Raw genomic sequence first — 26,028 nt, forward strand, 5'->3', positions numbered from 1 at the left:
CCATGGAGGTTATTCCCGCCGCGGGGCCGGGTGCGACCGTCGTCACATTCGACCCGGAGGCGCGACCCGCCGAGGTGTTTGTCTCGACCTGGAGGACCCGACCGTCGCGGACGATGGGGAGGCGACGCCGTCAGAACAGTGCCGTCACAGCAGCGGCGTCAGAACAGTGCTGTCAGAACAGTGCCGCCTGGGGATCGAGCAGGGCGGACTCGGCAGCGGCGTTCGGTGACGATTGCCCGCCGCCGGTGGTGCCGCGCCGGGTCCACCGCTTCGTCGCGGGATAGTCGTCGTCGCTGGTCCCGCGCAGCTCGTAGCGGTCGATGAGCGGATTGATCCGCGCCGCCAACCAGGTCCGGTACTCCTTCGAGGCATACGCCGAGTTCGCATACATGCGCCGGTAGCGGGGGAGAAGCTCGGGGTGCTCGCGGTCGAGCCAGGCGAAGAACCACTCGCGAGCGCCCGGGCGCAGGTGAAGGGCGCCGTAGACGACCCTGCTCGCACCGGCGTCCCTGATCGCCGCGAGCGCCGTTTCGAGATGCTCGCGCGAATCGGTGAGCTTGGGCAGCACCGGCATGATGAACACGGTGACTCGGAAGCCCAGTTCGGCAGCCGCGCGCACCGTCGCCAACCGCGCCGCGGTCGTCGGCGTCCCGGGTTCGATCGCCTGCTGGAGCTCGTCGTCGTACACGGCGATCGACATGCTGATCTCGACGGGCACGTCGCGGGCGGCCTCGGCGAGCAGCGGGAGGTCGCGACGCAGCAGGGTGCCCTTCGTGAGGATCGACAGCGGTGTGCCGTGTTCGGCGAGGGCGGTGATGATCCCGGGCATGAGGCGGTAGCGGCCCTCGGCTCGCTGATAGGGGTCGGTGTTCGTCCCGAGGGCGACGAGGTCGCGTGACCAGCGGGGCTTGGCGACCTCCGCGGCGAGCACCTCCGGAGTGTTGACCTTGACGATGACCTGCCGGTCGAAGTCGCCGCCGGAGTCGAGGTCGAGATACCGGTGGGTGCTCCGGGCGAAGCAGTAGACGCACGCGTGGGAGCAGCCCCGATACGGGTTGATCGTCCACGAGAACGGCATCGCACTCGATTGCGGGACACGGTTGAGCGCGGACTTCGCGAGGACCTCGTGGAACGTCATCCCCGCGAACTCCGGGGCGCGCACGGTGCGGATGAGCCCGGTGACTCCGAAGAGCCCGGCTGTCGGTTCCGTGTCATTCCATCTCACACCGGCATTCGAACACGTGTTCGAGTCGAAGTCAAGGGCGGCCCGTGCGCCGGCCGTGACCGCCGACGGTGATCCGATTAAATGGTATGCCAAATATTCCACTACCGAGCGCCGCCGATCCGCCGGCATCATCCCAGGTCCGGCAGTCTGACTCGCGCACACCAGGCGTTGTCACTGCTGGACTGACGGCGATGACCCCATTGCGGAATCACTGTGACCCAGGTTACGCTCACGAGGTCAGCTCTCACCGCCGCGACGCCGGGAAGAACGACTTTGGTATTCCAGCGCCGCGCCCGTCTGATTCGAGAACTCCCATGGCCCACACCGTGACGTCCGACCAGTCCGTGCCCGACCCGCAGTCGAGCACCATGCCGCACCGGCTCGGACCGAGCCCGGAACAGCTCGCCGCGCACCGGATCAGCCCGCGCTTCTACAACGCCGATCTCGCGCCGAGCAGGAAGGAGGGCCGCAGCTGGACGGCGTACAGCGTCTTCTCGCTCTGGGCCAACGACGTCCACTCGCTCGGCAACTACGGGTTCGCCCTCGGCCTCTTCGCCCTCGGCCTCGGCGCGTGGCAGATCCTCGTCGCCCTCCTCGTCGGTGCGGCCCTGCTCTTCGTCCTCCTCACCCTCTCAGGGTTCATGGGTCACAAGACCGGCGTTCCCTATCCGGTGATGTGCCGCATCGCCTTCGGCATCCACGGGGCCCAGCTGGCCGCCTCGGTGCGGGGGATCGTCGCGATCGCCTGGTTCGGGATCCAGACCTACCTCGCCGCGAACGTCCTCAACGTCCTCCCCATCACCCTCATCCCCGGCCTCCAGGCGTGGACTGAGGTCGAGTTCCTCGGACTGAGCGGCCTCGGCTGGTTCTCCTTCACCCTGCTGTGGATCGTCCAGGTCATCATCGTCAGCTACGGGATGGAGATGATCCGGCGCTACGAGGCGATCGCCGGCCCGATCATCCTCGTCACCTTCCTCGCCCTGGCGATCTGGATGCTCGTCCGCGTCGACTTCCGCATCGCGTGGTCGATCGACGACCCGCTCACCGGGTGGCAGATGTGGACGAACATCCTCGGCGGAGGGGCTCTGTGGGTGGCGATCTACGGCACCTTCGTCCTCAACTTCTCCGACTTCACCCGGTCGGCGAAGAAGAAGGGCTCGATCGTCGTCGGCAACTTCTGGGGCATCCCCATCAACATGCTCGTCTTCGGCCTCGTCGTCATCTCGCTCGCCGGCGCCCAGTACTCGATCGACGGCACGGTCATCAGCTCGCCCGCCGACATCGTCCAGGCCATCGGCAATCCGGTCCTGCTCGCCGCCGCCTCGCTCTCCCTGCTCGTGCTCACGATCGCCGTCAACCTCATGGCGAACTTCGTCGCCCCGACCTACGCCCTGACGAACCTCTTCCCGCGCCATCTCAATTTCCGCCGGGCCGCGATCATCTCCGCGATCATCGGATTCGTCATCCTCCCGTGGAACCTCTACGACTCACCCGTCGTCATCGTCTACTTCCTCGGCGGCCTCGGCGCGCTGCTCGGGCCCCTGTTCGGCGTCATCATGGTCGACTACTGGCTCGTGCGGAAGACGAAGGTCAACGTCCCGCAGCTCTACACCGAGGCCCACGACGGCGAGTACTTCTACCACCACGGCGTCAACTGGCGGGCGATCGGGGCGTTCATCCCCGCCGCGATCCTCTCGCTCATCCTCGCCCTCGTCCCCGCGTTCTCCGGCGTCTCGCAGTTCTCCTGGTTCCTCGGCGCAGGGATCGCCGCGGTCATCTACTTCGTCATCGCCCGCCGGGACTTCACGTTCCGCGAGGTCGACGGCGAGGAGATCGCCGTGCCCACCGCCCACTGAGGCCCGCTCAGACGCTCACTCTGACACGCACCCCGACACCCCTCCGATCCTGCGAAGGACTTCGCCCATGAGAATCCTCGTCGTCAACGTCAACACCACTGCGGCGATGACCGCCGGCATCGCCCGGGCGGCCAGCGAGGCCGCCTCGGCGGGCACCGAGATCATCGGTCTCACGCCGACCTTCGGCGCCGAATCCTGCGAAGGCAACGTCGAGAGCCATCTCGCCGCGCTCGGCGTCATGGATGCCGTGCTCGGCTATGCCGGGGACTACGACGCCGTCATCCAGGCCGGGTACGGCGAGCACGGACGTGAGGGCCTCCAGGAGCTCCTCGACGTCCCCGTCGTCGACATCACCGAGGCGGGGGCGCAGCTGGCGATGATGCTCGGGCGCCGGTACGCCGTCGTCACCACCCTCGACCGCACCGTTCCCCTCATCGAGGACCGCCTGCTGCTCGCCGGACTCGACCGGCACTGCACGTCCGTGCGGGCGTCGGGGATGCCCGTGCTCGACCTCGAGGCCCATCCCGATCGGGCAGTGGCCGCGATCGCCGAGGCGGCCGCCGAGGCCGTCGAGACCGATCGTGCCGAGGTCATCGTCCTCGGCTGCGGCGGGATGGCCGACCTCACCGAGACGATCGTCGGCCGCTGCGCGGTGCCCGTCGTCGACGGCGTGGCCGCCGCGGTCAGGCTCGCCGAGGCGCTCGTCGGCTTGGGGCTGACGACGTCGAAGGTGCGCACGTACGCCCCGGCCCGCCCGAAGCGCCTCGACGGCTGGCCCTTCGCCGCGGCAGCGGGAGCGTCCCCGTCGGACCCGCAGACCGTGACGCGGCACGACCCCGTCACCCGGGCCTCCTGAGGCCCGGTCAGTCCGAATCCGCGGCCCCGCCGGGGTCGGAGATCTCCTGCGGTTCGTGCGCGAGACGTTCGCGGTGCTTGTCGTGCTGCTGCCGGCTCGTGTCGAGATGGTGGGCGGCCAGCGCGCGCACCCGTTCGAGGTCGCGGTGGGCGATGGCATCGAAGAGCTCGGCATGCTCAGCTGCGACGACGTCGAGCTCGTCATGCTGGCTCAGCTGCCACCGCATCCGCGAATCGAGGAGCTCGCCGACCTCGACGAGGAGCCGGTTGCCCGAGAGCTCGGTGACGATGGCGTGGAAGTCCGCGGCGGACCGATGCGCCCCCACGGCGTCTCCGGCCTCGGCCTGGCGGCGACCGGCCGTCATCGTCGCCTCGAGCCGCTCCAGCCCCTCGCGGGTGTGACGCTGAGCGGCGAGTTCGAAGGAGAGGAGATCGAAGGCCTGCCGCACCTCGGCGAGGTCGGCGACATCGCTGGGAGAGAACTCGCGCACCGTCGCCCACGTGTTCGGCCGGTGCGTCACGAGCCCTTCGGACGCGAGCTGCTTGAGCGCCTCCCGGATCGGGACCCGGCTCACCCCGAGCTCGGAGGCGAGGTTGCGTTCGACGAGGCGGCTGCCCGGCGCCCGCTGACCGTCGATGATCTCACCGCGCAGCACCTCGGTGACCCGCAGCGTCTCCGACCGGGGGGTGTCGTTGTTCTTCACGCGCTCATTCTCTCACTTCGCGGGGCACGGACACGGGTGCCCACCGTCGCGCGGACGGTGGGCACCCGATGCCGGACAGGCGGGGCCGTGACCTCAGCGCCGCATCGCCCGGCCGAGGGTGTCGAGACCGACGGATCCGAGACCCAGCGCCTTCGAATGGAAGGCCTTGAGGTCGAAGTCCTCGCCCGCCTCGGCGGCCGCCTCGTCGCGGAACTGCTCCCACAGGCGCTGGCCGATCTTGTAGCTCGGCGCCTGCCCCGGCCAGCCGAGGTAGCGGTCGAGTTCGAACGCGAGGAAGCTGCGGTCCATCGCGACGTTGTCGGTGAGGAACTGCCAGGCCTTCTCCCGATCCCACGTGCCCCCGCCGAGGCTCTCGGGGGCCTCGAGACCGAGGTGGAAGCCGATGTCGAGGACGACGCGGGCCGCCCGCAGACGCTGCGAGTCGAGCATCCCGAGGTAGTCGGCCGGGTCGTCGAGGTAGCCGAGGTCGGCCATGAGCTTCTCCGCGTAGAGCGCCCAGCCCTCGCCGTGCCCGGAGACCCAGCACATGAGCCGGCGCCAGCGGTTGAGGGTGTCGGAGACGTACGTCGCCTGCCCCACCTGGAGGTGATGACCGGGCACTCCCTCGTGGTAGACGGTCGTCTTCTCCTGCCACGTCGCGAACTCGGTGACCCCCTCGGGCACCGACCACCACATCCGTCCCGGCCGCGAGAAGTCGTCGGTCGGGCCCGTGTAGTAGATCCCGCCGGTCGACGAGGGCGCGATCATGCACTCGATCGTGCGCACGGGTTCGGGGATGTCGAAGTGGGTCTTCCCGAGTTCGGCGATCGCCTCGTCGGCGACTCCCTGCATCCACTCGCGCAGGGCCTCCTTGCCGACGAGCATCCGCTCGGGGTCCTTGTCGAGGGCCTTCATGACGTCGAAGAGGTCGACGCCGGGCATGATCTGCTCGGCGACGCGCCGCTGCTCGGCGTCGATGCGCTCGAGTTCGGCCAGACCCCACGCATACGTCTCGTCGAAGTCGATCTCGGCGCCGAGGAAGTCCCGCGAATGCAGGGCGTACGCGGCCCGGCCGGCCGCCTCGTTCTCCGGGGCGACCGGGAGGAGCTCGGAGGCGAGGAAATCGGCGAGTCCGGCGAATGCGGTGCGGGCCGCTTCGGCGTGGGAGGCCAGATCATCGCGCAGGGTCTGGGGCACCTCGGCGACGTCGTCGGCCCCGGCGATGACGGTGAGATACGGGGACTCGTCCCCGGCGATCGCCTGCACCTGGTCGATGACCTTCTCGATCTGGATGCGCGCGGCGACCTGCCCGCGGTCCTTGGCCAGAGCCAGCGACTCCTCGTACCCGGTCACCGAGGCCGGAATCGCCGCGAGCGTCTCGTCGACGGTCTCCCAGTCGGCGACGGTGGCCGTGGGCATGAGGTCGAAGATGTCGCGCATGTCCTGGACGGGGGAGGCGATGACATTGAGGCTGGCATGTATGAAGCCGGCGTCGTAGAGGTCCCGGTCGACGCCGAGGCGGTCGCGCATCGCGTCGATCGTCACCCGATCGATGTCGTCGAGGTCGGCGCTCGCCTCGACCTCGTCGAGCTTGGCCAGCGTCTCGACGGTGAGCTCGTGGTGGGCGGCGAGCCCGGCGGGGGAGAAGTCGTCGAAGCCTTTCGCCCCGTCGATCCCCAGGTAGAGGGCGAGCGAGGGGGAGAGGGCGAGGGAGCGATCGACGTACTCTTCGGCGACGGCGTCAACGGCCGACGGGGTTCTCTTCTCAGTCATGACCTCACCATATATGAGGCCGGACACACCCCGTGACCGGGCCGACAGCCTATGAGGAGAGGCACACGGCCACGGGCTGGAATGCGCCGTCTGGGAATTCGCTGAAGCTATACCCTGGTTGAGCCCGACCGCCGGACAACCGTGAATCGAGAGAAGAGAACGTGGCAAGAGCACAGCTGTGGACCAAGGACTTCATCGTGGGCATCGGCCTCAATCTCACGATGTCCATGGTCTTCTACCTGCTCATGACCTCGATGGCCGGATACGCGGTCGCGCGCTTCTCCGCCGGTCAGGCCGCAGCCGGCTTCGCCTCTTCGAGCTTCATCGTCGGCGCCGTCGTCGCCCGCATCCTCACCGGCAAGTACCTCGACTTCATCGGCCGCCGCACCCTGCTCGTCATCTCGATGGCCGTCTTCGTCCTCGCCTCCCTCGCCTACATCGCCGCCGACACCCTCACCCTCCTCATCGTCATCCGCCTCATTCACGGCATCGCCTTCGGGGCGGGGAACACGGCGATCATGACGGCCATCCAGTCGGTCATCCCGGCCTCGCGGCGCGGCGAGGGCACCGGCTACTTCGGCACCGCGACGACCCTGTCGACGGCGCTCGGGCCCTACCTCGGCGTGCTCCTGCCCGCCGAATTCGACTTCACCGTCCTCTTCATCGCCTCGGCGGTCATGTCGGCCATCTCCCTCGTCCTCTGCTTCTTCCTCGACCTGCCGAAGCAGGAGCTCACTCAGGCCCAGCGGGACACGAAATGGCATCTCCATCCGCGCACGATGGTCGATCGGGACGGACTGCGCATCGGGCTCATCATGCTCATCGCCGGTGTCGCGTTCGCTGCGGCCCTCGTCTTCCTCGCCGGCTACGCCGCCGACAACGGCGTGCCCGGCGCCGCGTCCCTCTTCTTCATCGCCTACGCCGCGGCCTCCCTCGTCGCCCGCCTCTTCATCGGGCGGATCCAGGACGCCTACGGCGACAACGTCGTCATCTACCCCGTGCTCATCCTCAACGCCCTCGGCAACGTCCTCCTCGCGCTGTGGCCGACGACGGCGGGCATCGTCATCGCCGGCATCCTCATCGGCTTCGGCTTCGGCTCCCTCATGCCGAGCGCGCAGACGATCACCGTGAAGTCCGTGCCGATGTCCCGGGTCCCGGTGGCCACGGCCTCGTTCTTCCTCCTCCTCGACGCGGGCTCGGGGATCGGTCCGATCATCCTCGGCGCGCTCATGCCGATCACCGGGGGCAGCGGGATGTTCCTGCTGTGCGCCGGTCTCGTCGTCGTCTCGATGCTCGTCTACCTCGTCGTCCACGGTCGCGGACGCGGTGGCCGGCCGGGACGCGAATTCGTCGGGTGACCTCGGCGGGTGATCCGAGTAGCCTGAGAGCACGTCACCGACTGCCCACGGAGGATGAGGATGAAGCTCGGACTCGCCCAGATCAACACGACCACCGATGTCGCCGGCAACCTCGAGAAGGTGCGCGACTACACGGGTCGGGCCGCTGCCGCCGGTGCCGAGGTCGTCATCTTCCCCGAGGCGACGATGTCGGCGTTCGGGTCGGGTCTGCGGGAGATCGCCGAACGCGAATCCGAGGGGTGGCGCGAGGCGCTCACCCTGCTCGCCGCCGACACCGACACGGCGATCGTCGTCGGGGAGTTCGCAGTCTCCGCCGGCAAGGTCGTCAACCTCCTCGCCGTCTACGCCCCGGACGGGACGCGCACCGAGTACGCGAAGATCCACCTCTACGACGCGTTCGGGTTCAAGGAGTCCGACACCGTCGAGGCAGGCGAGGACCCGGCGCTCGTCGCCCTGAGCGGAGAGGACGTCGGCATCGCCATCTGCTACGACATCCGCTTCCCCAAGCTCTTCGCCGAACTCAGCCGCCGAGGCGCGCGGCTGGCCATCGTCTCCGCATCGTGGGGTGCGGGGCCGGGGAAGGTCGAGCAGTGGGAGCTGCTGGCCCGGGCGCGGGCGGTCGACTCGAACATGTTCGTCGTCGCCGTCGGACAGGCCGATCCGCAGGTCAGCGGCGTGGCCGTGCCCCCGAAAGGACCGACGGGAGTCGGGCACAGTCTCGTGTCCGATCCGTTCGGGCACGTCATCGTCGCCCTCGGCGGCCAGGAGGCCCTCGAGATCGTCGACCTCGACCTCGGACTCGCCGATGAGGCCGCCGAGGCGCTGCCCGTCCTTGCGAATGCGAAGCTCGGGTACTAGACCCCACCGCGGACCCGCGGACCCGGGTGCGTGTGCAAGCGCCGGCGTGAGACCCGGTCGGCAGTGTGGGACCCGGGTCCTGCGTGAGACCCCGGTGTCCGTGTGAGCCGGGTGCCTGAGGGTGTGCCGCGCGAAGTGGGAGAATGAGGATATGGCGATCACCGACAGCCCTGCGCACGTCGACTCCGGAGAGGACTCCGTCGCCCCGAAGGAGGGGATGTCCCCGCGGGAGGGAGCTACTCCGCAGGAAGGCGCTGCCCCGAAGGAGGGCCTGCGCGAGCGGAAGAAGCGCGAACGCCAGCGCGCACTGCGTCGTGCCGCGATCGAACTGACCTTGGAGAAGGGGTTCTCGACCATCACGATCGAGGACATCTGCGAGCGCTGCGGGGTCTCCCGGCGGACCTTCTTCAACTACTTCGCGAGCAAGGAGGAGGCTCTCCTCGGGCGGGCCGACACGGTCTTCGACGACGAGGACGAACCGGCGATCGCCGTGTTCGAAGCCGGGGGACCGACGGGCCGGCTGCTCGAGGACCTCGAGCGGCTGCTCGCCGGCATCGTGCGCACTCGGCTCAGTCACCGGGAGGAGCGCCACCAGTACCATCAGATCCTCAAGCAGGAGCCGGCGCTCATGCAGGCGCAGATGTCGCGGATGGGCGAGAACGAACGCCTCTTCCGCGAGATGATCCAGCGACGGCTCGACAGGGTCGGTGCCGCCGAGGGGTCGGGCTGTGGGCAGAATCCGGGTGCCGTCGGCCGGTGCACGGTCGACGACGGACCGCCGGTCTCACCGAAGGCCGAGGTGCTCGCGGCGCTCGCGATGATGGCAATCAAGGCGACCTTCGTGCGTCTGCGTCGCGTCGAGGGCGATCCGGCGCCGATCATCCACGACCTCTTCGACGAACTGCGCACGATCTTCGACGACGGCTGACGACGCCCTCCGCGCAGAACAGTGACGCCCTCCGCGCCGAACAATCGTGCGGCGCAGAGGGCGGTTATCAGCGAGTGCTCAGTGGCGTCAGACGACAGCGCTCAGCGCCAGGCGGCAGCGCTCAGCGGCCGAGTGGCTGCGTCCACGTCTGCGGGAGACGCCTGCGGACGTTGCGGCGCGGAGCGTTGAAGCCCGCGCGGTCGTGCTTCTTCGTCTCCACCTCGGCGAGGGCTTCGGCCTGGTGAGCGGCATAGGCGAGGGCGACCTGGCGGATCGCGACGACAGCGGCCACCGCGGCGGCACTGGCCATCTCGTCGCTCACCGGCTGGCCGTCGTCGGCGCGCACCTGCGCGCGATCCTCGATCGAGGGCACGCTCGCAGACGCGCCCGCCTGGGCCGTCGCCGCCGGGTCGGCTCCGACCGCCTCGGCGCTCCGGGGATCTGACTGCGCATCCGTGCTCATAGGGGGATGTTACCGTGCTTGCGCGCCGGCGCGTCGACGTGCTTGTTCTTCAGGGCACGCAGTGCGCGGACGATCCGGTTGCGGGTCTCGCTCGGCTTGATGACGGCGTCGATGTAGCCCTCCTCGGCCGCGAGGTACGGGTTGAGCAGGGCGTCCTCGTAGTCCTGGATGAGGTCGGCGCGGAGTGCGTCGACGTCCTCACCAGCTTCCTCGGCGGCCTTGAGCCTGCGGCGGTAGACGATGTTCGCCGCGCCCTGGGCGCCCATGACCGCGATCTGCGCCGACGGCCACGCGAGGTTGATGTCGGCGCCGAGCTGCTTCGACCCCATGACGCAGTACGCGCCGCCGTAGGCCTTGCGGGTGATGAGCGTGATGAGCGGAACCGTCGCCTCGCCGTAGGCGTAGATGAGCTTGGCCCCGCGGCGGATGATGCCGCCGAGCTCCTGGTCGGTGCCCGGGAGGAATCCCGGCACGTCGACGAAGGTGAGGATCGGCAGGTTGAACGCGTCGCAGAGGCGGACGAACCGGGCCGCCTTCTCCGAGGCGTCGATGTCGAGGGTGCCGGCCAGCTGCATGGGCTGGTTGGCGATGACGCCGACGCTCACCCCTTCGACACGGCCGAAGCCGGTGACGACGTTCGGGGCGAAGAGCTCGGAGACCTGGAGGAATTCGCCGTCGTCGAGCACGGTGGTGACGACGTCGAGGATGTCGTAGGGCTGCGAGGGCGAGTCCGGCATGAGGGTGTCGAGCGCCTCGTCCTCAGGCGTGAGCTCGAGGTCGGACTCGAAGACGTCGGCGTCGGCCGGGTCGAGGTTGTTCTGCGGGAGGAAGGAGAGGAGGTCGCGGACGTAGTTGAGGGCGTCCTCCTCGTCGCTGGCGAGGTAGTGGGCGTTGCCGGAGACGGTGTTGTTCGTCCGCCCGCCGCCGAGCTCCTCGTGGCCGACCTCCTCACCGGTGACGGTCTTGATGACGTCGGGACCGGTGATGTACATGTGGCTGGTCTTGTCGACCATGATCGTGACATCGGTGAGGGCGGGGGAGTAGACCGCACCGCCGGCCGAGGGTCCCATGATGAGCGAGATCTGGGGGATGACGCCCGAGGAGGCGACGTTGAGGCGGAAGATCTCGGCGAACAGCGCGATCGATCCCACGCCCTCCTGGATGCGGGCGCCGCCGGAGTCGTTGATGCCGATGATCGGGCAGCCGAGCTTGAGCGCGAGCTTCTGGACCTTGACGATCTTCCGGCCGTTCGCCTCGGCGAGTGACCCGCCGAGCACGGTGAAGTCGTGCGCGAACACGGCCACGGTCTTCCCGTCGATCGTGCCCAGACCGCACACCACGCCGTCGCCGTCGGGACGGTTCTTCTCCATCCCGAACTGGGTGTTGTGGTGCCGGGCGAATTCGTCGATCTCCTGGAACGAGCCCTCGTCGAGGAGCTGGTCGATGCGTTCCCTGGCCGTCTGCTTGCCGCGCTTGTGCTGGTTCTCCACCGACTTCTCGTTGCCGGTGTGGGCCGCCTCGCGACGCGTCAGGAAGGCGTCGATGCGATCGGCGGTGGTGCGTGGAGTTTCCGTCATGCTCCCACCCTATCGAGGGGAGCCGAGTTCATTGTGCACTCCCACCAAAAGAATCTAGAGTGGTCTGGTGACCAGCCAACACGCGCCCTTCCTCGTCGATGTCGAATCGCTCCGCGCCCGTGCGGAGGCCATCGGAATCGACCTTCCGCTCGTCATCTGGGACGAGTCGTGCCCGTCGACGAACGATGCGCTCGCGGCCCTGGTCCACCATCCCGCCGAGGCGACCGCCTCCTCAGGTGTCGTCCGTGGCCTCGCCGGGGACGCCCCCGCTGCGGAGCTGGCGGAGCTGACGATCCTCGGCACCGATTTCCAGAGTGCGGGCCACGGCCGACTCGGGCGCACGTGGACCGTGCCGCCGCGCCGCTCGCTGACGTTCTCGATCCTCCTGGCCCCGACGACGCCCGTGCGCACGTGGGGCTGGATTCCGCTCATCACCGGAGAGGCGGTGCGCGCGGCGATCGCCGAGGCGGGGGTGCCCGCCGTGCTCAAGTGGCCCAACGATGTGCTCACCGCCGAGGGTAGGAAGCTGTGCGGGATCCTCGCCCGCATCGAGACGACGCCGGAGGGTCCGCGCATCGTCCTCGGGATGGGGACGAACACGCGCCTCGAGCCTGCGGACCTGCCGCGGGAGGACGCGAGCTCACTGGCGATCGAGCTCGGCGTCGCGGGTTCAGAGATCGATCATGAACGGTTGCTACTGTCGATTCTCGGCACACTTGTTCCCGGCCTGAGGGAGTTGGCAGAGTATGGAGAGGACTTCGGTCGCAGTCCGTTCGCCGCGAGAGTGCGCGCGGGAATGGTGACGCTGGGCACGCGGGTCAAGGTCGAACGACCCGACGGCAGCTTCCTCGTCGGCGAGGCCACCGGCCTCGACGCGACGGGTGACCTCGTCATCGACGATGCGGTCTCCGTGAGCGCCGGCGACGTCCACCATCTGCGCCCGGCCGCACCGGCCGAGGGGGCCGGTTCGGCGAGCGGGAATGGTTCGGATGGCGGGGCCGGTTCGGACGCAGGGGCCGCGAGTGCCTCGGACAGTGCGGCGAGTGCGACCCCGCCCGACAGTGGGACGACGCAGCGATGACCGGTGACGGCTCGGCTCGTCGGGACCGGACGGGCGGCATCGTCGAACGCGACCCGGAGTCGCGCCCCGTGGTGCGGGCGAGCAGCGGCGCGCACGTGCGCGGGGACGGCCGCGCGGACGGGTCTGTGCCACCCACCGGCACCCGACCTGAGGCCACCGGCACTCGACCCGAGGATGGTTCTGCGCAGGCATCCGGCACCCGACCCAAGGGTGACTCGCACGCCGCTGACCCGTCTCGTCGCCAGGACACGGGCGCTGCTGACAGCCGCGGCACCGCGCCTCCTGCGTCGACCGATCCGAGCCGGCCGACCGGAACCGACCCTGCAGCGGGCGAACCGAGTGCCGCACCGTCTGCGGAACGCGACGCGTCTCTCGACACCGTGAGCGAGGATCGCACACAGACACTGTCGGCTGACGCGCCGTCAGCTGCCGGGACGGCCTCGTCTGCAGCTACTCCTGTGTCGACCGATCCGAGCCGGCAGACCGGAACCGACACTGCAGCGGTCGAAGCTAGTGCCGCACAGTCATCGGCGACCGAAGCCTCTCCGACGTCGGAATCCCCGACCCCGGCCGCATCGGCGCCCCCGAAACCTGAGGTCGCGCCGGAACCGGTCACACCCGCCCCCGAACCGGTCACCCCCGCGGCCACGACCGCTGACTCCGCACCGGCGACCTCGATCGGTGATTCGACGCCGGCCCCGGTCGCGCCGGCATCAGCTGCCGACGCTGACAACTCCGCACCACGTGCCACGGCACCGAACACCGATGGCGACGCTGACGAGCCCGCGCACGGGGCCACGGCTACGGGCGACGATGACGACGTATCCTCACTCCATGTCACGGCACAGGACGCTTCGGCACAAGCCGCCGACGCTGACGAGCCCGCGCACCGGGCCGCGGCAGAGGACCACGATCACGGGCGCTCACCCCAGGCCACGGCCGATGCCGAACTGCCGGCCACCTCGGTGATGCCGGTCATCCGGTCAGCGGAGTCTGGCGAAGACGACGACGCCTCCGAGTCGAACACGACCGCACATCCGACCGGGAAGCCGAAGTCGTCCGACTTCTTCGGTGGCCTGCACGAGGATCCGCGCACCTCGGCGCTGAGCATCGTCGACGAGGACACCGACGACGATCCGATCTACGAGACCCGCAGCGCCGCCGAACGCCTCGAGGAGATCCTCCTCGACGGGAAGCGCGTGCTCGATCGTCGTGAAGCGGCGAAGCTCGGCGGCATCTCGACGGTCTCGGCGCGGAAGATGTGGCGGGCGCTCGGGATGTCGCAGACCGATGAGCATGACAAGGCGTACACGGTCAGCGATGCGCATGCGCTGCGGATGTGGGCGAAGCCGGTGGCCGACGGGCTCATCGATCAGGAGACGGCGCTGTCGCTGGCGCGCGCGATCGGGCAGACGACGGACCGCCTCGTCGTGTGGCAGATGGAGACGCTCGTCGAGTACCTCACCGAGGAGAAGGGCATGAGCGAGCCCGAGGCCCGGCGGGAGGCGCTCGAGGTCATCGAGGATCTCATCGATCCGATGCAGAAGATGCTCGTCTACTCGTGGCGGCGCAACCTCGCCGAGGTGATGGGCCGCCTCAACGTCAACGTGTCCGACGGTCTCGCGATGGACAACCGGCAGGGCTGGTACGACTCGTCGATGCCGCTGGCGCGGGCGGTCGGGTTCATCGACCTCGTCTCGTACACGCGGCTGTCGCAGAAGCTCGAGCCGAGGCAGCTGGCGAACATGGTCCAGGAGTTCCAGGGCATCTGCTACAACATCGTCGCCACCGGCGGCGGGCGGATCATCAAGACCGTCGGCGACGAGGTGTTCTTCGCCGCCGAGACCCCGATGGCCGGCGCCGAGATCGCGATGACCCTCATGGAGCGCGTGACCGCGGCCGCCGATCTGCCCCAGGCGCGGGTCGGGTTCGTGTGGGGGAGGGTGCTCTCCCGCCTCGGCGACATCTTCGGATCGAGCGTCAACCTCGCCGCCCGGCTGACGGCCGTCGCCGAACCCGGAACGATCTTCACCGACGAGGAGACCGCGCGCGTGCTGTCGACCTCCGACGCCTACGTCTTCGAACCCCGCGGATCGCTCACCTTGCAGGGTCTCGGGGAGACGGGCATCTGCCAGATGCTGCGCGGCACCGCGGCACGGATGAAGCTCGACCTCGACGACGAGAGCTGAGTTCCGGGTCCTGAGTTCCGAGGCTTGAGCCCGCAGTTGAGAGCGCGCCGCGCTCAGGTGTCCACGTCACGCGCCCCGCTCGGGTGTCCACGTCACACGCCGGGCTCGGGTGTCCACGTCACGCGCGGTGGTCGGGTGTCCACGTCACGCGCGGTGGTTGCGCTTTCACTACCGCCGTGCGCCGTCGCCATTGGCGCACGCGCCCCGCACGCGCAGCTCCATGAACAACCCGTGCACGTGGAGTGTGTCGAGCTGCGGGTGCCTCTCGCGAAGCTGCACGGTGTGCGTGAAGCTCCGGGTGCCTCTCGCGAAGCTGCGCGGTGTGCGTGACGCTGCGGGTAGTGATCAGCGCTCAGAGCGCCCTGGAACTCAGAAGAGCGCGGAGTCGCCGTCGTCGCCTGAATCGTCGTCAGCGTCGTCTTCGTCGTGGGAGACGATGACGCCGTTGTCGGTGTCGATGCGGGCGCGGGCGATCTCCTCCCGCGCGTCGTCGAGGTCGAGGTCGAAGCCGTCGAAGCTCGTCGCCAGGCCTCCCGTGCCCGGTGCCTGTGCCGCTCCGGAATCCGCCGCGGTGTCAGCGGAACCTGCACCGGCATCACCGACGCCGGCATCCCCGCCACCTGCGGAAGCGACATCATCCGGACCGCCGAGGCGGGGGAGCGTGCCGATGACATCGATCTTCGACTCGAGCGGGGAGCCCGAGCCGTCGCGCCTCGACATCTCGGTCGGCAGCGTCCGCGCACCGCCGGCGGAGGCCGCCGCCTGCGGCGAGTCGCCGACCCACGCAAGCGAGAGTTCGGTCTCGCCCTTGAGGAACTTGTGGGCCCGCACACCGGCGGTCGCCCGACCCTTCGTCGGGAACTCGACGAACTCGCTGACCTTGATCGACGACGACGGGGCACCGTAGAAGTTCTCGCCGCTGGCGATCGTCACGACCGACAGCGCCATCTCCTCATCGGGCTCGGCGGGGACGGCGCCGAAGAAGATCGCCGTCGCCTCGGCGGCGAGTTTGATGCCGGCGACGCCGGAGGCGTTCCAGCCCTGCGCCCGCAGCCCCGAGGCGTCGAAGGCGAGCAGCTGGGCGTTCGAGGTGACGAACACGGCCCGCGACGCATCGATGTCGCGCGGCTGGGCGATGCCGATGACGGCGTCCTTGCCCTTGAGGGCGATCGCATCCCAATCGGACTTGTTCGGCCGTCCGGCCACCGACACCCGCTTGACGACGCCCTCGGCGGTGCCGAGGAGGAACTCGCGGTCGAGGTCGATGAGCCCGATGACCTTCTCGGCCTTCTCCAGCGCCATGTACTCGGCGATCTTCACCCCGCCGGCGACATTGGGTCGCGCCGCCCCTGGCGGCAGCGCCGGAAGGTCGACGACATCGACCATGTGGAGCCGACCGGTCGAGGTTACCGCACCGATCCGGCCCTGCGTCGTCGTCACGATCTCCGAGACGAGCGCATCGTGGCTGGCCCGCTTGCCCGACCGGGCGAGCACCGCGGCATCGGAGGTCCGCGCGATGCGACCCGAGGTCGAGAGGAGGACCCGGGTCGGGGCGTCGGCGATCTTGAGGTTCTCCGGCGCCTTCTTGCCCTTGGCCGTGAGCTCCTTCATCGCCCCCTCGATGAGCACGGTCCGGCGCGGGGTGCCGATGATCTCAGCGGTGGCATCGAGTTCGGTGGCGACGAGCTCACGCAGCTTCGCCTCATCGGCGAGCAGACCCTCGAGGTACTCGATGCGGTTCTTGAGCTCATCGCGTTCGGCCTCGAGCTCGAGGCGCGAGAACTTCGTCAGGCGCCGCAGCTGCAGGTCGAGGATGTACGTGGCCTGGAGCTCCGAGAGATCGAAGACGTCCATCAGCCGGGTCCGCGCGGTCGCGGCGTCATCGGATGAGCGGATGAGCTGGATGACCTCGTCGATGTCGAGGATCGCGATGAGCAGACCCTCGACGAGGTGGAGGCGGTCCTTGGCCTTGCGCAGCTGGAACACCGTGCGCCGACGCACGACGTCGATGCGGTGGGAGAGGTAGACGGTGAGGAGGTCGCGCAGCCCGAGGGTGCGCGGCTGGCCCTCGACGAGGCACACGTTGTTGATGCCGAAGGACTCCTCGAGCGGCGTCTGCCGGTAGAGCTCGGCGAGCACCGCCTCGGGGTTGAACCCGTTCTTGATCCCGATGACCAGCCGCAGACCGTTCTTCCGGTCCGAGTAGTCGTCGATCGAGGCGATTCCCGTGAGCTTCTTCGCTCCGACCGCGTCCTTGACCTTCGCGACGACCTTCTCCGGGCCGACGAGATAGGGCAGCTCGGTGACGACGATGCCCTTGCGCCGGGCGTTGATGTTCTCGATCGAGACCGTCGCACGGGTGCGGAACGTCCCGCGCCCCGTCTCGTACGCCTCCCGGACGCCGTCGAGTCCGATGATCCGCCCGCCCGTGGGCAGATCGGGACCCGGGATGAAGCGCATGAGCTCGGCGAGATCGGCCTCGGGGTTGCGAATGAGGTGGCAGCACGCGGCGATGACCTCGCCGGGATTGTGCGGAGCCATGTTCGTCGCCATGCCCACCGCGATGCCCGAGGCGCCGTTGATGAGGAGGTTGGGGAACGCGCTCGGCAGGACTTCGGGCTGGGTGAGCGTGTTGTCGTAGTTGGGGACGAAGTCGACGACCTCTTCGTCGAGGCCGGCGATCATCTGCATCGACGCCGTCGTCAGCCTCGCCTCGGTGTAGCGGGGGGCCGCGGGACCGTCGTCGAGGGTGCCGAAGTTGCCGTGACCGTCGACGAGCGGGACGCGCATGATGAAGTCCTGGCTGAGCCGAACGAGGGCGTCGTAGATCGCGGTGTCACCGTGGGGATGGAGCTTGCCCATGACATCGCCGACGATGCGCGAGGACTTCACATGGCCGCGGTCGGGGCGCAGCCCCATGTCGCCCATCTGGTAGACGATGCGCCGCTGCACGGGTTTGAGTCCGTCGCGGGCGTCGGGCAGTGCGCGTGAGTAGATGACCGAGTAGGCGTACTCGAGGTACGAACTCTCCATCTCCGCCGAGACGTCGACATCGATGACTCTGCCTTCGGTCATGGAACTCCTTCGACACGTGGACCACTGCTGCGCCGCCGAGCGCTGACGGCACCCGTCGATTCTAGCGTTCGCGCGGGGTTCACCGGCTCATCTCCGCCGGTTCGTGTCGGATTCCGCCCATGACAGGCCGGCCGGACGGGCGGACCCGGGTGCGGCGAGGGCAGAGGGGCGGACCTCAGCTCAGGCGGAGGCGAATTCGGCGCGCAGCCACTTGTCGAGTTCGCTGATGAACTTCTCGACGCGCTCCCGGCTCGCGGTGCCCGAGATCAGCTCGGTAATCATCATGCCGAGCACCGAACTCGAGATCCGCTTCGCGAGCTCGGGCTCGACGCCGCTGAGCTGGGCGACGAAGGCGTCGACCTGGTCCATGTTCGCCTGCTTCGCGGCGACGGCCTCGGTCGGCAGCGCGGGATCGAGGCCGAGCATCACCGAGGTGTAAAAGCGGCTGCGGTCGGTGGTCAGCAGCTCCATGCACAGGCTGACCGCGGCATCGAGCTGGGTGGTCTCGTCGTTTCCTGCAGTGTCGAGGAGTCGCTCGAGGCGACGGGCGTTGAGTTCGCCGATCCTCTCCATGATCCCGGTGATGAGGGCGTCGCGGGTGCGGTAGACGTTGGACGTCGAACCGACCGGCAGCTCCGCCATCGCGTCGACGGCCCGATGGGTGAGTCCGCGGACTCCCTGTTCGGCGACGACGGCGATCGCGGAATCCGTGACGACATCTTTACGCGAAATCAATACTCTCAGCCTCGCTCTCATGCGGCTGTTCCCGATCAAGGGTGCCTGCTGACGGTGAAGGACGAACACTGCTCACTGCCATGTCACGTTTTCACCTTCTCGTTGAATGGCACAAAACGATAACTATTCATGGAGGAACGGAATCAGACACTACAGGTTCGGTGCCGGAATTGGTATAAGACGCGCCAAACTGCCAGTCGGTTCCCACTTATCGGGTCGAATTCGCAGGTCCGACGCGTTCTGTCCCGTTAAAGGTCCGTCTCGGCAAGGTCAGCTGAGCAGGCGCCTTGTCGTATCGATCCGCGTCGCGTCCGCCAGCAGCGAAATCCGCACGCTGAGGATGTAGCTGTCGGTCTCCGTCGCGACGATCGGGTGCATCTCGACGTCGAGGATCTGCGGATGGCGCTCGACGAGGACGGAGAGGCGCTCGAGGACGTCGATGAGCGGATCGATGTTGACCGGGGGCAGACCCCGGTAGCCGAACAGCCTCGGCGAGGATTTGATCGCGCGGATCATCTCTCCCGCGTCCTTGTCGGTGAGCGGGGAGACGCGGTGCTCGACATCGCCGAGGAGCTCGGTCGTGTCCCCGGCCAGCGAGAACGAGAGCATCGGCCCGAGCAGGCGGTCCTCGCCGGCGCGGATCACGCACGGCACCCCGGGCGGGGCCATCGCCTGGACGTCGACGAGGGGCTCCTCGTCGGTGCCGAGCGATTCGATGAGGGTCTGGAGGGCGGTGAAGTCCTCGACGAGTTCGTCGGGGGTGTCGATGTTGAGCCGCACCCCGCCGAGTTCCATGCGGTGGCGCAGGGCCTTCGTCACCGCCTTGAGCGCGACCGGGTAGCCGAGCGTCTCGGCCGCCGCGAGCCCCTCGTCCACCGAGGCGGCCGTGATGTAGGGCATCGTCTCGATCCCGTAGCAGTCGAGCAGCGCCCTGGCCTGGTCGCGCTCGAGGACGACGGGGCAGCCGGGCCGCGCATCGGTGAGCGCGGCGTCGACGATGTCGCGCACGCCCTTGTCGTCGAGGTCCTCGATCTCGAGGAAGTTGCCGTGATCGGCCGAGCGCCACCGGGCGTAGTCCGTCGCCCGCGCGAGCGCCCACACGGCGTCCTCGGGGCCGACATAGCTCGGCACGGTGTGGGTCACGCGCTTGCCGTCGGAGTCGGTGAGGAAGCTCGTGAGCTCGTCCTGGACGCCGAGGATGCCGAGGAAGCAGGCCACCGTCGTCTTCGACGACCGGGCGGCGGTCTCGGCGAGCACCGCGGCGATCTCGCTCTCCTCGGCTCCGGCCGAGGGCGTGAAGTTGACGATGACGGAATCGATGTCGTCCCGGTCGTACATCGCGGCGAGCTTCTCGCCGAAGGTCTCGGCATCGACCTCGGGGTGGAGGGAGACGGTCGCGGACTCGACGCTCAGCCCCTCGGCCCGGGCCCGCTGGACGATGAGGGTCGACAGGGCCGCGGAGTTCCCGATGACGCCGACCCGCCGCCCCGCCGGCAGCGGCTGGGTCGAGAACACCTGTGCGAGATCGAAGAGCTGGTGGACGGTGTCGGCCCTGATCACCCCGGCCTGGCCGAGCACCTGGTCGAGGGTGTGCGGGGCGAGCGAGGACGTGCGCACGACGTGGCCGGGCGGCAGCTCGCGGCCGGTGACATCGGACTTGACGACGATGACGGGTTTGACGCGGGAGACGCGCCGGGCGATGCGGGAGAACTTGCGCGGGTTGCCGATCGATTCGAGGTAGAGGCCGACGGTCTTCGTCGCCGGATCCTCCTCCCAGTACTGGAGGACGTCGTTGCCGGACATGTCGGCGCGGTTGCCGGCGGAGACGAACGTCGAGATGCCCAGGCCCCGTGTCTTCGCCGCCGCGAGCAGAGCCGTGCCGAGGGCCCCGGACTGGCTGAAGAGGCCGAGGGTGCCCGGTTCGGGGAGGAACGGGGCGAGTGAGGCGTTGAGGGAGACGTCCTCGGCCTCGTTGACGATGCCGAAGGAGTTCGGCCCGATGAGCCGCATGCCGTACGCCCGCGAGGTCGCGACGACCTGGCGCTGGAGTTCGGCACCGGCGCGGCCGGTCTCGGCGAAGCCCGAGGAGATGACGAGCACGCCCTTGGCGCCGTGGGCGGCGCACTCCTGGACCACCTCGGTGACGGATTCCGCGGGCACGGCGATGACGGCGAGGTCAGCGGTGCCCGGCAGCTCGCCGAGGCTCGGGTACGCCGGGACCCCGGCGACCTGGTCGGCCTCGGGGTGGACGACCCACAGCTCGCCCTTGAAGTCGGCGGAGACGATGTTGCGGATGAGGAGGTTGCCCGTGGAGTTGCGCTTGCGGCTGGCGCCGATGACGACCACCGAGGCGGGATGGAGGACGGTGCGCACGCTCTTGGCCTCCGCGCGGTGCTCGCGGGTGGCCTGGACCTCGAGCGAGCGCGCGGTGGGGTCGATGTCGAAGCTCACGGCCACGACCCCGTCGTCGAAGCCGCGGCTGACCTCGTAGCCGGCGGCCTGGAAGACCTGGAGCATCGAGCGGTTCTGGGGGAGCACCTCGGCGGTGAATTTGCGCAGGCCCGATTCGCGCGCGGCCGCGGCGAGGTGCTCGAGGAGGATCGAGCCGATCCCGCGGCCCTGGTGGGCGTCGGCGATGTTGAACGCGACCTCCGCGGTGCCCGGGGAGATCTTGTCGAAGCGGCCGACCCCGATGATGTCGTCGCCGATCGTCATGACGAGCGCCACCCGGTCGTGGTGGTCGACGTTGACGAAGCGGTCGAGATCGCGTTTGGGCAGCTTGGGCAGTGGCGCGAAGAAGCGGAGGTAGATCGACTCCGGCGACTGCGCCTCGTGCATCCGAGACAGCGCCTCGGCGTCGTCGGGAACGATCGGACGCAGGTGCGCGGTGCCGCCGTCGCGCAGAACGACGTCGGCCTCCCACGCGGCAGGATAGTCTTCCATACCCCAAGCATAGGTGCCCGACCGGTGCGTTCGCGGCTGGGATCGGGTGTGCGAGTACGGCACAATGGAGGGCATGTCTCTACCCGACGTCCTCGTCCGCGATCTCCAATCGGCCGGCTACTACCCGCAGCTCACCGAGGGGATCCTCGCCGACTCCCTCTACGACGAACCGGTGCTCAGCCACTTCGTCCACATCGACACCCACGTCGACATCGAATCGATCCACCGGCACGTCACGGCGTTCGTCCTCACCGAGACCCGACTCCTCCTCGCCCACGTCGACGATGATCCCGCCGTCGCCCCCGGCGGCAAGGCGCGGGCGGTGACGAGCAGCGAGGACATCGAACTCGAGCGCCTCGGCACCGTCATGGTCGGGCGCACCTTCGCCGACCCCGCCTCGTATGCGCCGGGCGATGCCCCGGTCGAGGTCTCGCTGACGCTGTCGTGGGGCGCTGCCCGGCGCATCGAGGCGTTCCCCGAGACCTGCGGTGACCCGGACTGCATGGGCGACCACGGGTACGGGGGATCGATCTTCGCCGAGGATGTCCTCCTCCGCGTCTCCGCCGAAGCCGAAGGCCAGGCCGCCGTCGACCGCATCGCCGACTTCGCCGACCGCCTGCGCGCCGCCGTCTTCCACGCCCGCCTCCGGTCGCGGCGCTGATGGCCGACCTCCCCTCGGACCAGGCCCCCACCGCGAGCCTGCTCGCTCCTCCCGACTACGGCAATCCCCTCCTCTCCGATGTCGTCCCGGCCGCGGCGCTCAGCCTCGGTGCCGGCGGCGTGCTCGATGACACCGCGGCCCTGCGCGCGCAGCGCCTCGGGTTCGACCGCGAGGTGCGCACCGCGATCGTCGTCCTCATCGACGGCCTCGGTGAGCAGCTGCTGTCCCGCGACAGCGGCTACACCCCCTTCTTCCGGTCCCTGGCCGGCCAGCGGCGGACCGTGTCGACGGGATTCCCGTCGACGACGGCGAACTCCCTGTCCTCGTTCGCCACCGGGCGGCTGCCAGGGGCCCACGGCGTCGTCGGCTACCGGCTGCTCGATCCCGCGAAGGACGCGGTGTTCAACCAGCTGACCTGGGATCTCGACGTCGATCCCGTGACCTGGGTGCCCGATGCCACGCTCTTCGAACGCCTCGAGACCGCCGACGTCGACGTCGTCAGCCTCGGTGAGGCGAAGTTCGCCGGACGCGGGCTCAACCGCGCTTCCCTGCGCGGGGGCCGGTTCCGGGCGTCGAAGACGCTCGAGGAGCGGTGTGCGCAGGCCCTCGCCGAGGTGCGGGCTCCGGGCACCCGGCTCGTCTACCTCTACTGGGGCGGCCTCGACAAGACCGGGCACGTCCACGGCTCGAACTCGGCGCAGTGGACCGAGGAGCTCGAACGCATCGACCTCGCCCTGTCCCGGCTCGCCCAGGACCTGCCGCACGATGCCGCGATGATCGTCACCGCCGACCACGGGATGGTCGACATCGACCACGACACGCGCCTCGACCTCGTCGACGCTCCCGAGCTCAAGGCCGGTCTGCGCCACCTCGGCGGGGAGCCGCGGGCCCTTCACCTCTACGCGCAGCCCGGTGCCGCCGGCGATGTCGCGGCGGCGTGGACGGAGACGCTGGGGGACCGGGCCCTCGTGCTGCCGCAGGCCGAAGCGGTGCGCCGCGACTACTTCGGTCCCGTCGATCCCCGGGTCATCGGGCGCATCGGGGACGTCGTCGTCATCTGCACCGACGGCTTCGCCGTCGTCGATTCGGAGACGGAGTCAGCCTCGGCGCTCGCGCTCATCGGCCATCACGGGGCGACTACGGCACGCGAACTCGAGATTCCGCTCCTCGTCGTCTGACGCCTGTCCGCGGGACCCGGCGGACGGTGGCGCCGGCGCTCTCGCCGTCGTTGGTCGCGGCGTTGACGTCGGTCGCGTCGTCGTCGTCGATCGCGTCGTTGTCGTCGGTCGGGACGATGGCCCGCCTCAGCGAGGCGGTGCCGGGGACGCGGTAGAGCACACGGCTGTACATGATGTAGCGGAAGATGTTGCCGAGCAGCACGCCGACGACGTTGGCGGAGATGTTGTCGGCCAGCGGCGAGGTCCAGCCCATGACGTAATGGCTGACGATGAGGCAGAGGCCGGCGATGCCGAGCCCGGCGAGATTGACGAGGAAGAAGCCGATCGCCTCGCGCCAGGGCCGGCTCGTGCGGCCGTCGCGGAACGTCCAGTGCCGGGAGCCGAGCCAGCTCACCGTCGTCGCCGCCGCCACGGACACGACCTTGGGGATGAGCGGGCCGATGTCGGTGGTGAAGAGGATGAGGTTGAAGACGCCGAGGTCGACGAGGAACGCGATCGTCCCGACGGCGGTGAACTTCGCCAGACGGGAGAGCTCGGACCGGGTGCGTCCCATGCCCCTCCTCATCTCGTGGATCGCGGTCTCGTGGATCGGGGTCCCTGACTCGTGGTCGCCGACCCGAGGTCATCCTACGACAGCCGGATCGGTGTTCCCTGCGGACAACAGAGCTCCCTGCAGACAGAGACGTTCTCTGCGGACAGGGGAGCCGACCGGAGCCGGAGGACTGCCCTCACGCACCGTTCGGAGCGGCCCCGCGATAGGATGGCAGGCGTGACTTTTCCTACCATCGGCGTCATCGGCGGCGGTCAGCTCGCCCGCATGCTCGCCCCCGCCGCCGAAGCCCTCGGCGTGAGATTCGCCGTCCTCTCCGAGTCCGCTGACGCCCCCGCCGCGCAGGTCATCCACGACGTCACGGTCGGCGACTACACCGACTTCGCGACGCTCAAGTCCTTCGCCGAGACCGTCGACGTCATCACCTTCGACCACGAGCACGTCCCGCCGGAGCACCTCGAGGCCCTCGTCGCCGCCGGGTACACCGTCCGCCCGGGACCGCGGGCGCTCATCTTCGCCCAGGACAAGATCCTCATGCGCCGGAAGATGGACGACCTCGGCCTGCCCAACCCCCGGTGGGCGGAGATCGGCAGCCTCGCCGATGCCGAGGCCTTCGCCGCCGAGGTGGGCCTGCCCTTCGTCCTCAAGACCCCGCGCGGGGGCTATGACGGCAAGGGCGTGCGCGTCATCTCCGACCTCGCCGAGGTCACCGATTGGCTCGCCGAGGTCCCCGTCCTCCTCGCCGAGGAGAAGGTCGACTTCACCCGGGAGCTCGCCGTCATGGTCGGCCGGTCCCCGATGGGCCAGACCGCCGTGTGGCCGGTCGTCGAGACGTGGCAGCAGGACGGCGTGTGCAAGGAGGCGATCGCCCCGGCCCCCGGGCTGCCCGGGCAGAAGGCGACCGCGATCACCGAGGCGGTCCTCACCGTCGCCGGTGCCCTCGACGTCACCGGGGTGATGGCGATGGAGATGTTCGAGACCCCGGACGGCTTCCTCATCAACGAATTCGCGATGCGCCCCCACAACACCGGGCACTGGACGCAGGACGGCTCGGTGACGAGCCAGTTCGAACAGCACCTGCGCGCCGTCCTCGACCTGCCGCTCGGCAGCCCTGCGGCCCGCGACGAGGTCTCGGTCATGGTCAACATCCTCGGCGCCGACCACGAGGACCTCTACCACCCCTACCTCCACGTCATGGCCCACGACCCCGATGTCAAGGTCCACCTCTACGGCAAGGACGTCAGCCCCGGGCGGAAGGTCGGCCACGTCAACGCGTACGGCGCCGATCGCGCGCTCGTCCTCGCCCGGGCCCGGCACGCCGCGGACTTCATCGCCGGCGTCGACGTCGACCCGCACCCGAGCCTGCCGACCCCGGCCGACCTCACCCCGGAGGGCGCGGAGGACACCGCGCCCCGCCAGACCTCACCCGAGGAAAGGGACTGACATGACCACCTCCACGCAGCAGACCGACGAGGCGGCCGCCTCGGCGAGCGTCCCCGTCGGGATCGTCATGGGCTCCGACTCGGACTGGCCGACGATGCGGGCCGCCGCCGAGGCGCTCACCGAACTCGGCATCGCCTCGACCGCCGAGGTGGTCTCGGCCCACCGCATGCCCGAGGACATGGTCGAGTGGGCGCGGACCGCTGCCGAGCGCGGACTGCGCGTCATCATCGCCGGGGCTGGGGGAGCGGCGCACCTGCCGGGGATGATCGCCTCGATGACGTCCCTGCCGGTCATCGGGGTGCCCGTGCCGCTGAAACACCTCGACGGAATGGACTCCCTCCTCTCGATCGTCCAGATGCCCGGCGGCGTGCCCGTCGCGACGGTCTCGATCGGGGGAGCGAAGAACGCAGGACTGCTTGCCGCACGGATCCTCGCAGCCGGCACCGACGCCGAGGCGGTCGCTCTCCGCGGCCGACTCGACGACTACCGGGCCGCCCTCCGCCAGGTCGCCCTCGACAAAGGGGCGGCACTCGGGCAATAATTATTGACTGAACGATCGATCAGTCAAAGGAGCAC

The 26,028-nt window shown here is 69.2% G+C and carries 20 protein-coding genes; 11 read left to right on the forward strand and 9 right to left on the reverse strand.

From position 1 onward, the window contains the following. Nucleotides 1-172: 172 nt before the first annotated feature. The gene (locus ACFQ91_RS04300) at nucleotides 173-1,225 is read right to left on the reverse strand and encodes an Rv2578c family radical SAM protein (RefSeq protein WP_232623545.1); all 1,053 of its coding nucleotides are present in this window, start codon (nucleotides 1,223-1,225) and stop codon (nucleotides 173-175) included. Nucleotides 1,226-1,593: 368 nt separating this feature from the next. Here ACFQ91_RS04300 and ACFQ91_RS04305 point away from each other — a divergent pair, with 368 nt between their 5' ends. Beyond that, the gene (locus ACFQ91_RS04305) at nucleotides 1,594-3,081 is read left to right on the forward strand and encodes an NCS1 family nucleobase:cation symporter-1 (RefSeq protein WP_232623899.1); all 1,488 of its coding nucleotides are present in this window, start codon (nucleotides 1,594-1,596) and stop codon (nucleotides 3,079-3,081) included. A 67-nt stretch (nucleotides 3,082-3,148) separates the two neighbouring features. Then, entirely contained in the window at nucleotides 3,149-3,937 is a 789-nt protein-coding gene (locus ACFQ91_RS04310; RefSeq protein ID WP_198498361.1) for an aspartate/glutamate racemase family protein, read from the forward strand. Between the two features lie 7 nt (nucleotides 3,938-3,944). Here the strand turns inward: ACFQ91_RS04310 and ACFQ91_RS04315 are convergent, their stop codons facing one another. Then, the gene (locus ACFQ91_RS04315; RefSeq protein ID WP_198498362.1) at nucleotides 3,945-4,640 is read right to left on the reverse strand and encodes a GntR family transcriptional regulator; all 696 of its coding nucleotides are present in this window, start codon (nucleotides 4,638-4,640) and stop codon (nucleotides 3,945-3,947) included. Nucleotides 4,641-4,733: 93 nt separating this feature from the next. Beyond that, nucleotides 4,734-6,413: a DUF885 domain-containing protein gene (locus ACFQ91_RS04320; RefSeq protein ID WP_198498363.1), complete on the reverse strand. Its 1,680-nt coding sequence runs from the start codon at nucleotides 6,411-6,413 to the stop codon at nucleotides 4,734-4,736. A 161-nt stretch (nucleotides 6,414-6,574) separates the two neighbouring features. On the opposite strand from ACFQ91_RS04320, the gene ACFQ91_RS04325 reads away from it, so the two are divergent. The 3 genes from ACFQ91_RS04325 (at nucleotide 6,575) to ACFQ91_RS04335 (ending at nucleotide 9,557) form a co-directional block, all read left to right on the forward strand. Further along, nucleotides 6,575-7,771: an MFS transporter gene (locus ACFQ91_RS04325; RefSeq protein ID WP_198498364.1), complete on the forward strand. Its 1,197-nt coding sequence runs from the start codon at nucleotides 6,575-6,577 to the stop codon at nucleotides 7,769-7,771. A 60-nt stretch (nucleotides 7,772-7,831) separates the two neighbouring features. Beyond that, on the forward strand, nucleotides 7,832-8,629 hold the full coding sequence (locus ACFQ91_RS04330) for a carbon-nitrogen hydrolase family protein (RefSeq protein WP_198498365.1): 798 nt from the start codon (nucleotides 7,832-7,834) through the stop codon (nucleotides 8,627-8,629). Nucleotides 8,630-8,780: 151 nt separating this feature from the next. Continuing rightward, nucleotides 8,781-9,557 carry a TetR/AcrR family transcriptional regulator gene (locus ACFQ91_RS04335; protein ID WP_232623546.1) on the forward strand — a complete coding sequence of 259 codons (777 nt, stop codon included), beginning with the start codon at nucleotides 8,781-8,783 and terminating at the stop codon, nucleotides 9,555-9,557. Nucleotides 9,558-9,678: 121 nt separating this feature from the next. Here the strand turns inward: ACFQ91_RS04335 and ACFQ91_RS04340 are convergent, their stop codons facing one another. Together ACFQ91_RS04340 and ACFQ91_RS04345 are read right to left on the reverse strand one after the other, a co-directional pair. Then, nucleotides 9,679-10,020 (reverse strand): hypothetical protein, encoded by a 342-nt coding sequence (locus tag ACFQ91_RS04340; protein ID WP_232623547.1) that lies wholly within the window; start codon nucleotides 10,018-10,020, stop codon nucleotides 9,679-9,681. After that, entirely contained in the window at nucleotides 10,017-11,597 is a 1,581-nt protein-coding gene (locus tag ACFQ91_RS04345; protein ID WP_198498366.1) for an acyl-CoA carboxylase subunit beta, read from the reverse strand. Before ACFQ91_RS04345 ends, ACFQ91_RS04340 begins: the two co-directional genes overlap by 4 nt. 67 nt (nucleotides 11,598-11,664) lie before the next feature. Here ACFQ91_RS04345 and ACFQ91_RS04350 point away from each other — a divergent pair, with 67 nt between their 5' ends. Beyond that, nucleotides 11,665-12,678 carry a biotin--[acetyl-CoA-carboxylase] ligase gene (locus ACFQ91_RS04350; RefSeq protein WP_198498367.1) on the forward strand — a complete coding sequence of 338 codons (1,014 nt, stop codon included), beginning with the start codon at nucleotides 11,665-11,667 and terminating at the stop codon, nucleotides 12,676-12,678. 458 nt (nucleotides 12,679-13,136) lie between these two features. Beyond that, nucleotides 13,137-14,867 (forward strand): adenylate/guanylate cyclase domain-containing protein, encoded by a 1,731-nt coding sequence (locus tag ACFQ91_RS04355; protein ID WP_269780018.1) that lies wholly within the window; start codon nucleotides 13,137-13,139, stop codon nucleotides 14,865-14,867. A gap of 369 nt (nucleotides 14,868-15,236) precedes the next feature. Here ACFQ91_RS04355 and ACFQ91_RS04360 read toward each other — a convergent pair whose 3' ends face one another. The 3 genes from ACFQ91_RS04360 to ACFQ91_RS04370 form a co-directional block, all read right to left on the reverse strand. Further along, the gene (locus ACFQ91_RS04360) at nucleotides 15,237-17,942 is read right to left on the reverse strand and encodes a DNA topoisomerase (ATP-hydrolyzing) subunit A (protein ID WP_198498368.1); all 2,706 of its coding nucleotides are present in this window, start codon (nucleotides 17,940-17,942) and stop codon (nucleotides 15,237-15,239) included. A 180-nt stretch (nucleotides 17,943-18,122) separates the two neighbouring features. Beyond that, nucleotides 18,123-18,677, reverse strand: coding sequence for a TetR/AcrR family transcriptional regulator (locus ACFQ91_RS04365; RefSeq protein WP_198498369.1), 555 nt, complete (start codon nucleotides 18,675-18,677; stop codon nucleotides 18,123-18,125). Nucleotides 18,678-18,947: 270 nt separating this feature from the next. Next, nucleotides 18,948-21,620, reverse strand: coding sequence for a bifunctional GNAT family N-acetyltransferase/acetate--CoA ligase family protein (locus ACFQ91_RS04370; RefSeq protein ID WP_198498370.1), 2,673 nt, complete (start codon nucleotides 21,618-21,620; stop codon nucleotides 18,948-18,950). A 73-nt stretch (nucleotides 21,621-21,693) separates the two neighbouring features. Here ACFQ91_RS04370 and ACFQ91_RS04375 point away from each other — a divergent pair, with 73 nt between their 5' ends. Then, a complete protein-coding gene (locus ACFQ91_RS04375) occupies nucleotides 21,694-22,281 on the forward strand; it encodes a DUF5998 family protein (RefSeq protein WP_137824148.1) in 588 nt (195 codons plus the stop codon). Next, nucleotides 22,281-23,459 carry an alkaline phosphatase family protein gene (locus tag ACFQ91_RS04380; protein ID WP_198498371.1) on the forward strand — a complete coding sequence of 393 codons (1,179 nt, stop codon included), beginning with the start codon at nucleotides 22,281-22,283 and terminating at the stop codon, nucleotides 23,457-23,459. The genes ACFQ91_RS04375 and ACFQ91_RS04380 overlap by 1 nt, the downstream gene beginning before the upstream one ends. On the opposite strand, the gene ACFQ91_RS04385 is transcribed toward ACFQ91_RS04380, so the two are convergent. Next, nucleotides 23,419-24,012 carry a GtrA family protein gene (locus ACFQ91_RS04385; protein ID WP_198498372.1) on the reverse strand — a complete coding sequence of 198 codons (594 nt, stop codon included), beginning with the start codon at nucleotides 24,010-24,012 and terminating at the stop codon, nucleotides 23,419-23,421. The two genes, ACFQ91_RS04380 and ACFQ91_RS04385, sit on opposite strands and share 41 nt — an antisense overlap. A 264-nt stretch (nucleotides 24,013-24,276) precedes the next feature. On the opposite strand from ACFQ91_RS04385, the gene ACFQ91_RS04390 reads away from it, so the two are divergent. Both ACFQ91_RS04390 and purE read left to right on the forward strand, forming a co-directional pair. Continuing rightward, entirely contained in the window at nucleotides 24,277-25,452 is a 1,176-nt protein-coding gene (locus ACFQ91_RS04390; protein ID WP_232623900.1) for a 5-(carboxyamino)imidazole ribonucleotide synthase, read from the forward strand. A gap of 1 nt (nucleotide 25,453) precedes the next feature. Continuing rightward, nucleotides 25,454-25,993, forward strand: a complete 540-nt coding sequence (gene purE, locus ACFQ91_RS04395; protein WP_198498374.1) for a 5-(carboxyamino)imidazole ribonucleotide mutase — start codon at nucleotides 25,454-25,456, stop codon at nucleotides 25,991-25,993. The last annotated feature ends 35 nt before the right edge of the window (nucleotides 25,994-26,028 follow it).

Origin of the sequence: Brevibacterium sp. NPDC056726, from assembly GCF_042790515.1 — a bacterium.
GTDB lineage: Bacteria > Actinomycetota > Actinomycetes > Actinomycetales > Brevibacteriaceae > Brevibacterium > Brevibacterium sanguinis.

Excerpts from the sequence above, each read along its gene's own strand:
- ACFQ91_RS04305 (WP_232623899.1), top strand. The coding sequence starts at position 1,594 with ATGCCGCACCGGCTCGGACCGAGCCCGGAACAGCTCGCCGCGCACCGG.
- ACFQ91_RS04310 (WP_198498361.1), top strand. The coding sequence starts at position 3,149 with ATGAGAATCCTCGTCGTCAACGTCAACACCACTGCGGCGATGACCGCC.
- ACFQ91_RS04320 (WP_198498363.1), bottom strand. The coding sequence starts at position 6,413 with ATGACTGAGAAGAGAACCCCGTCGGCCGTTGACGCCGTCGCCGAAGAG.
- ACFQ91_RS04330 (WP_198498365.1), top strand. The coding sequence starts at position 7,832 with ATGAAGCTCGGACTCGCCCAGATCAACACGACCACCGATGTCGCCGGC.
- ACFQ91_RS04335 (WP_232623546.1), top strand. The coding sequence starts at position 8,781 with ATGGCGATCACCGACAGCCCTGCGCACGTCGACTCCGGAGAGGACTCC.
- ACFQ91_RS04340 (WP_232623547.1), bottom strand. The coding sequence starts at position 10,020 with ATGAGCACGGATGCGCAGTCAGATCCCCGGAGCGCCGAGGCGGTCGGA.
- ACFQ91_RS04345 (WP_198498366.1), bottom strand. The coding sequence starts at position 11,597 with ATGACGGAAACTCCACGCACCACCGCCGATCGCATCGACGCCTTCCTG.
- ACFQ91_RS04360 (WP_198498368.1), bottom strand. The coding sequence starts at position 17,942 with ATGACCGAAGGCAGAGTCATCGATGTCGACGTCTCGGCGGAGATGGAG.
- ACFQ91_RS04370 (WP_198498370.1), bottom strand. The coding sequence starts at position 21,620 with ATGGAAGACTATCCTGCCGCGTGGGAGGCCGACGTCGTTCTGCGCGAC.
- ACFQ91_RS04375 (WP_137824148.1), top strand. The coding sequence starts at position 21,694 with ATGTCTCTACCCGACGTCCTCGTCCGCGATCTCCAATCGGCCGGCTAC.
- ACFQ91_RS04380 (WP_198498371.1), top strand. The coding sequence starts at position 22,281 with ATGGCCGACCTCCCCTCGGACCAGGCCCCCACCGCGAGCCTGCTCGCT.
- ACFQ91_RS04385 (WP_198498372.1), bottom strand. The coding sequence starts at position 24,012 with ATGGGACGCACCCGGTCCGAGCTCTCCCGTCTGGCGAAGTTCACCGCC.
- ACFQ91_RS04390 (WP_232623900.1), top strand. The coding sequence starts at position 24,277 with ATGCTCGCCCCCGCCGCCGAAGCCCTCGGCGTGAGATTCGCCGTCCTC.
- purE (WP_198498374.1), top strand. The coding sequence starts at position 25,454 with ATGACCACCTCCACGCAGCAGACCGACGAGGCGGCCGCCTCGGCGAGC.